Raw genomic sequence first — 6,467 nt, 5'->3', positions numbered from 1 at the left:
GCCGACGACCGGCCGGAGATCGCCGGGTGGGCGCACAACGAGCTGGGCGTGCTGCGCCGGCGCCGGCACGATCCGCAGGGCGCCGCCGCCGCGCTGACCCTGGCCGTGGCCGAGCGCGGCCGGCGGGCACCGCGCAGGCGCGCATGAATCTCGGCCTGGCCCTGCTCGACCTCGGTCAACTCGACGACGCGGTCGAGCACCTGGAGCTGTCCCGGCGGCACCGGTCCGCCGCGGACCGGGCCGGGCACGCGCTCACCGACCTGGGGCTGGGCGCCGCCCGGTTGGCACGCGGCGAGCTGGAGACCGCCCACCACCACCTGGTCCGGGCGGCGAACACGTTCCGGGCGCTCGGTGACGCCCGCGGCTACGCGGCCGCGCTCACGAACCTGGTGCTGGTGCACGCGGGCCTCGGTGAACACCTCGACGCGGCTCAGGCGTGGCGGGCGGCGCTGCGCGAGTACGAGTCGGTCAACGACCCGACCAGCCGGGCCGCCGCGCTGCTCAACGCTGGCGCCACCCTGCTCGCCACGGGCCCGGGGCAGGCGCGGCAGGCGTACGAGATGCTGGCCGAGAGCCGCCGGCTGCGCGAGAACGGCCGGCCGACGGCCGGGCTGGGCCGCACCCTGCTCTACCTGGGTGACGCGGCCGCGGCGCTGGGCGACCCGGAGGAGGCGCGCCGGCACTGGGTCGACGCGGCTGCCGTGTGCGAAGGGGTCGGCGACGCCGAGGGGCAGGCCGCGGCGGACGGCCGCCTGTCCCCCGACGAGCCCGCGCCGGCCGAGACCCCCCTGAACGCCTGACCCGCCCGTCGACCGCGGTCACGCGGACGGTGACGGGCCGAAGAAGTCGACCAGCACCGGGGCGAGCGCCTCGGGCGACACGTCGTGGGTCTGCCCGTCCAGGACGCGGTACGTGGCGCCGGGCAGCGCCGCCGCGGTGGCCTCGGCCGGCCGCTGGAGGCGGGCCGGGCTCGCCCCGCCCGCGAGCACGAGCGTGGGGACGGTCACCGCCGCCGCCCGGTCGCGGGGCACGTGACCGTCGCCGAGCACGGCGTCGTCGTACGCGAGGGTCGGGGCGATGGCCTCGAAGGCCGCCCAGGTCGGCTGGCTCCGCATGCCGGCGACCACGGGCGCCGGGATGCCGACGCGCGCCATGAACAGCGCCACCGCGTCGCCGCGGCGGCCGGCGGCGAGCAGCTCGTGCAGCTGCCGCGTGTACTCCTTGCCGGCGACGTCGTCCTCCACCTCGGCCACGAACGGCGGCTCGAAGAGCGCCAGGCGGGTGACCGCCGGGCCGGCGGCCGCGGCCGTCAGGGCGAGCGCGGCGCCGGACGAGATGCCGTAGACGTACGCCTGCCCGCCGGCCGCCGCGATCACGGCCCGGAGGTCCTCGACCTCCCGGGCCACCGCGTAGGTCGGGGCGTCGCCGCTCTCCCCACGGCCGCGCCGGTCGTAGGTGTGGACGGTGAAGTGCGCGCTCAGCGCGGCGGCGAGCGGTCGCATGGGCCCGCCGGCGCGGTGACACATGGCGCCGTCGACGAGGACGACGGCCGGGCCGGCTCCGGTGCGTTCGTAGCCGATGGCGGTGCCGTCGGCGGACGTGACCTGAGGCATCGGGACGCTCCTTACTCGGGCCGGCGTGCCGGCTCGGGGTCGAGGGCGGCCAGGTACGCGTCGAAGCGGTCGAGGCTCGTGCTGAACCCGGCCCGCGCCTCGGCGCTCAGGTACGCGGCCGGCACGTTGGTCTGGTGGGTGATCACCTCGGTGCGCCCGTCGCCCAGGTCGACGAAGGTGACCGTGGTGCGCATGCCGCCCTCGACGTCGGGCTCGATCCAGACCAGCCGGTCGGGTCGCCGCACCTCGACGTAGACCGCGCGCATGGTGTGGCTGCTGCCGTCGGCGTCGTTGACCATCGTCGTCTCGAAGGCCCCGCCGGGGCGCAGGTCCACCACGATGCCGTCGACGGGCGTGGTGGTGCCGGCCGGGCCCCAGAAGCGGGTGAGGTGCTCGGGGCGGGTCATGCAGTCGAACAGCAGGTCCGGTGAGCCCCGGTGCACCCGCCGGTAGGTCGCCTCGCCGATCTCGGTCATCCGTCGGTCTCCTCGTCGTGGTCGTGGGAGCGCAGCGCGGCCAGGTGCTCCGCGAGCCGGTCGTGACGGTCGGCCCACATCTGCCGGTGCCGCGCGATCCAGCCGGCCGCCTCCTCGAGTCGCTCGGCCTCCAGCACGCACGGGCGGGACTGCGCGGTGCGGGTGCGGGTGATGAGCCGGGCCCGTTCCAGCACCTTCAGGTGCTTGGAGACCGCCTGCTGGGTCATCGCGAACGGCTCGGCGAGCTGGTTCACCGTGGCCTCGCCGGAGGCGAGCCGCTCGAGGATGGCGCGGCGGGTGGGGTCGGCGAGCGCGGCGAAGACCAGGCTCAGGTCGTCCTCGACAACGGGCATGCGCCGACCCTATCCACAACCAGTTGTTTGCACAACTGCTTGGTTGTATAGCCGCCGTGACCCCGTCACCGCCCCGGCCGGGCGGGTATCGGCGGGTCTGGATCCGGCTAGGATCGGACGGTTTGTCACTTCGGGGCGGCGGCGCCCGACGATCCGGACGCCGTCATGGGAGACGAGATGGGCGACGCACAGCGGCGGTACGGCGGCCTGGCCGCCGACAGCCTCGGCACGGACGGCGACCGGCCGCCGTTGGTCCTGTTGCACGGGCTGACGTACGACCGGAGCCAGTGGGGGCCCACCCTGGGCGCGTTGGCCACCCTCGACCCGGACCGGCGGGTGCTGGCGCTCGACCTGCCCGGCCACGGCGGGTCCCCCGCACGTGACGCGTACGGCGCACGTGACGTCACCGACGTCATCCACGAGGCGGTCACGGACGCCGGGCTCGACCGGCCGGTGATGGTCGGCCACTCCCTCGGCGGGGCGATGGCCACGATCTACGCCGCCCGGTACCCGAGCCGCGGGGTGGTGAACGTGGACCAGCCGCTGACGCTGGGCCCGTTCGGTGGGTTTCTGCGCCGCAACGAGCCGGTTCTGCGCAGCCCCGAGTACCTGCGGGTCTGGGGCTCGCTGCTGGACGGGATGGGGATCGACGGGTTGCCTCCGGCCGCCCAGGAGTTGGTCCGCACGGCCACCACACCGCGCCAGGACCTGCTCCTCGGGTACTGGAACGACATCCTGGTGACCACGGACGAGGCGTTCACGGAGCAGCGGAGGCGGGATCTGGAGCGGATCCGGTCGCTCGGCATCCCGTACCACTACGTGACGGGCCGCGACCCGTCCCCGGCGTACCGGGCGTGGTTGGAGTCGGCGCTGCCCGACGTGACCGTCGACGTGCTGCCGGGCGGCGGCGGTCACTTCCCGCACCTGGCCGACCCCGCCGCGCTGGCCCGGATCATCGCGGGGATCGGCACCGACTCGGCCGGCGCGCGCTGAGAGCGGGGGTCGGCGTCGCGGGCGCGCCACGGCCGCGCCGAGCAACGGATGACGACCGTCGCGCCCGGGTGAGGTCCTCACCCGGGCGCGACGGACAACCGCCTCAGCAGGTGGCGGACAGGGTGGCCCAGTCGGCGCGGTCGTTGTAGCCGCCGTCGCCGGCGTCACCGACCACCAGGTCGAGCACCCGGACGCCGGTGAGGTCGACGTCGACGTGGCCGACGGCGTCGCGGGTCACCACGCCGCTGTCGTACAGGACCCTGCCGTCGCCCACGACCTGGAAGGTGGCCGTGCCGCCCTCCGGCCCGACGTTGCGGACCGCGTCGTCGATGCCCACGACGGCGGTCAGCCGGCTGCACCGGTCGCCGACGTAGTACCGGACCGTGGACGGCGAGGCGACACCGATGCCGGTCGCGTACACCTGGCCGAGCATGCTGATCGGTGACCCGCCACCGACGCTGAGGTCGACCGTCGGGCTCATCCAGCCGCTGGTGGCGCTGATCCACTGGTGGTGCGACAGGACGGCGTCGCCGTCCGGCGGCGTGGGCGCGATCACCAGAGTGGACGCCGTCCGCTGGCGCAGCCGCCCGTGACCGAGCACGTCGTACGAGGTGGTGGCGGTCAGCGTGGCCGTGCCGGCGGCCGCGGAGGTCGGAAGGGCCACCGCGAAGGCGACGGTGGCCGTGCCACCGGGCGCGAGCAGCTTCGGCGCCTGGCCGAGCGGGCGGACGGTCCAGCCGTCCGGCGCGGCCAGCTCGACCTGCGGCGCGAAGACGGGCAGCGAGCCGTCGTTGCGGACCGCGACCTCGACCCGGGCCTCGTCACCGCCGGCGAGCACCGGGGCGGAACCGGCCGGCAACGCGTCGCCCCCGATCTGCGTGACCTGCGGAAGGCTGGCCGTCAGGTGCGGGACGCCCGGCAGGCCCTGGGCCGGGCCGACCCGGAACAGCGCGGCGCCGTGGGCGGGAACCGCCGCGCTGATGGTGCCCGCGCTCTCGGTGGCCTGGTCGGTCCACGCGTTGCGGACGGTGAACCGGTCGCCGGACAGGCCGACCGCGGACGCCGTCGTGGTGAGCACCGCCGGGGCCTCGCCCCGGTTGAGCAGCACCACGGCTCGGTCGCCGTTGGCGAGGCGCTTCACCCACGTCTCCGTCGTGCCGGCCGGACCCACCCGGACGGCCTGGACGGCGGCCGGGTCCTGGTTGATGGCCAGCATGTCGGCGTCGGTGAGGATGTCGACGGAGGTCTGGCTGAGCGTACGGACGTCGCTGCCGATGACCAGCGGCGCGGCGGCCACCGCCCACAGCGTCATCTGCGTACGGAACTCCTCGTCGCTCATGCCGAGCTGCGGGGCGAGGTAGTCCGGGTCGTTGTAGCGGCCCGGCCCGGCGACCTCGGGGTGCCGGGCGTTCGCGTCGTAGTTGCGCAGCACGTCCTTGAACTTGATGTCACCGACGAAGCCCACGTCGGTGTACGTACGCCAGGACTGCGCGATCTCCGGCGCGTAGGTCCAGGAGTACGTGGACTGCTGCTCCTCCGGGTAGTTGCCCCAGTCGGGCGAGGTCACCGGGTTGCACAGGTTGAAGATGATCGGGCGGCCGCTGGCGTTGTTACGCAGCGCCCGCGCGAACTCGGTGTAGACCGTCTTCGGGTCGAGGTTCGCGGCGATCCCGCACAGGAAGTCGACCTTCACGGCGTCGAACTCCCAGGCGGCGAACTGGTCGGCGTCGCGCTGGTAGTAGCCGCCGCTGCCGAGCCCGCACTTGCCCGGGATGTACGGCCCGGCGTCGGTGTAGATGCCGGCGCGCAGACCCTTCGAGTGGATGTAGTCCACAAGCGGCTTGAGTCCGCCGGGGAAGCGGGTCCGGTCGGCCTGGAGGTCACCGGCGGCCGTACGCGGCTCCGGGTCCTGCCAGCCGCCGTCCAGCCAGACGATGTCGTAGCCGGCCTTCGCCAGGCCACGGGAGACGAGGGCGTCGGCGACCTCGCGTACCGACTGCTCGGAGAACGCCCCGCCGAGTCCGAAGTAGGTGTTCCAGCCCTGGTAGGGGGTGGGGCTCAACACCTGTCCGGGTGTCGGCTGCGCGTCGGCGGCCGGGGCGGCCTGCGCCGGCACGGGTACGACCAGCAGGCCTGCCACGAGGGCGAGCAGGCCTGTGAGGGCACGTCGTTTCACATCGGATTCCTTTGCTCCCGGGGGTAGACGGACGCCCCGAGATCCTGCATCCGGTTACGAAGACGTGTCAATAATATTTCGTAAATTACGAGTTCTCGGGATCGTGCCGGATCGCCGACAGGACGGTGTCCGACTCACCGGGAACACCGCCAGATCGTGCGACGTGGAACGACTACCGGCGCGCGCCGCGCCGCTTGCGGGTCGCGTAGGCCCGCCGCATCTTGACGTAGTTGCCGCAGCCGGCCATGGAGCACCAGCGCCGCGCCTGGTTCCGGGAGGCGTCGTAGTAGGCCCAGCGACAGGTGTCCCGGTCGCACACCTTGAGCCGAAGCCACGAGCCGTCCTCGGCGCACTCGCGGACCGCGTCGACGAGCGCGGCCAGCGCCGCCTCGACGGCGCGGTGGCCGGCGGGTACGAGGCGCGGACGACCGCCGGTGAACGCGAGCCGCACGGGCACCTCGGCCAGGGCGCGGTCGAGGCGTTCGACGGCGTCCGGGTCGGCGGTGTGACCGGCGTGGCCGAGCAGGACCGCCCGGAGTCCCTCCCGGACGGTCACCGCGAGGGCGAGGTCCGCCGGTTCCAGTCGCGCGTCGGGCACGACCAGACGCCGGGCGGCGAACCAGTCCCGCAACCGGTCGGGTGTCGTCAGCTGCTCCTCGTCGACCTGCGGCTCGAAGGTGTTGACGAAGTCCCGTACCAGCCGGGCGGCAGGTGGGACCGCCGCGTCGTCCTCCACCGGCCACCTCCTCGATCTCTACACCACCGTAACGCCTTGACAGGTGTGACAGCGTCTGCGAGCGTCCTATGTACACCAGCAAACACACTTCGCTGGTGTGGAAGCCGGGTAACGGGCCGA

General features: G+C 73.9%; 7 protein-coding genes. 2 read left to right on the top strand and 5 right to left on the bottom strand.

What is annotated here, in order from left to right; genetic code table 11:
- The first annotated feature begins 26 nt into the window (after window positions 1–26).
- The gene (locus D7193_RS32145; RefSeq protein WP_338324152.1) at window positions 27–800 is read left to right on the top strand and encodes a tetratricopeptide repeat protein; all 774 of its coding nucleotides are present in this window, start codon (window positions 27–29) and stop codon (window positions 798–800) included.
- Between the two features lie 18 nt (window positions 801–818).
- On the opposite strand, the gene D7193_RS32140 is transcribed toward D7193_RS32145, so the two are convergent.
- Genes D7193_RS32140 through D7193_RS32130 form a run of 3 tightly spaced genes read right to left on the bottom strand, consistent with a single transcriptional unit; the run spans window position 819 to window position 2,442 of the window.
- Window positions 819–1,613, bottom strand: a complete 795-nt coding sequence (locus tag D7193_RS32140) for an alpha/beta fold hydrolase (protein WP_120783433.1) — start codon at window positions 1,611–1,613, stop codon at window positions 819–821.
- A gap of 11 nt (window positions 1,614–1,624) precedes the next feature.
- On the bottom strand, window positions 1,625–2,089 hold the full coding sequence (locus tag D7193_RS32135) for an SRPBCC family protein (RefSeq protein ID WP_120783432.1): 465 nt from the start codon (window positions 2,087–2,089) through the stop codon (window positions 1,625–1,627).
- Window positions 2,086–2,442, bottom strand: coding sequence for an ArsR/SmtB family transcription factor (locus D7193_RS32130; protein WP_120783431.1), 357 nt, complete (start codon window positions 2,440–2,442; stop codon window positions 2,086–2,088). Before D7193_RS32130 ends, D7193_RS32135 begins: the two co-directional genes overlap by 4 nt.
- A 177-nt stretch (window positions 2,443–2,619) precedes the next feature.
- On the opposite strand from D7193_RS32130, the gene D7193_RS32125 reads away from it, so the two are divergent.
- Entirely contained in the window at window positions 2,620–3,435 is an 816-nt protein-coding gene (locus tag D7193_RS32125; protein WP_120783447.1) for an alpha/beta fold hydrolase, read from the top strand.
- A 103-nt stretch (window positions 3,436–3,538) separates the two neighbouring features.
- On the opposite strand, the gene D7193_RS32120 is transcribed toward D7193_RS32125, so the two are convergent.
- Together D7193_RS32120 and D7193_RS32115 are read right to left on the bottom strand one after the other, a co-directional pair.
- Complete coding sequence (locus D7193_RS32120; RefSeq protein WP_120783430.1) at window positions 3,539–5,611, bottom strand: NPCBM/NEW2 domain-containing protein; 2,073 nt, start codon at window positions 5,609–5,611, stop codon at window positions 3,539–3,541.
- A 172-nt stretch (window positions 5,612–5,783) separates the two neighbouring features.
- The gene (locus D7193_RS32115; protein ID WP_120783429.1) at window positions 5,784–6,347 is read right to left on the bottom strand and encodes a CGNR zinc finger domain-containing protein; all 564 of its coding nucleotides are present in this window, start codon (window positions 6,345–6,347) and stop codon (window positions 5,784–5,786) included.
- Window positions 6,348–6,467 lie beyond the last annotated feature (120 nt).

The organism is Micromonospora costi (genome assembly GCF_003626655.1).
Lineage (GTDB): Bacteria > Actinomycetota > Actinomycetes > Mycobacteriales > Micromonosporaceae > Micromonospora > Micromonospora costi.
The sequence above is the reverse complement of the archived record's forward strand: the minus strand, read 5'-3'. Positions and strand labels throughout refer to the sequence as shown.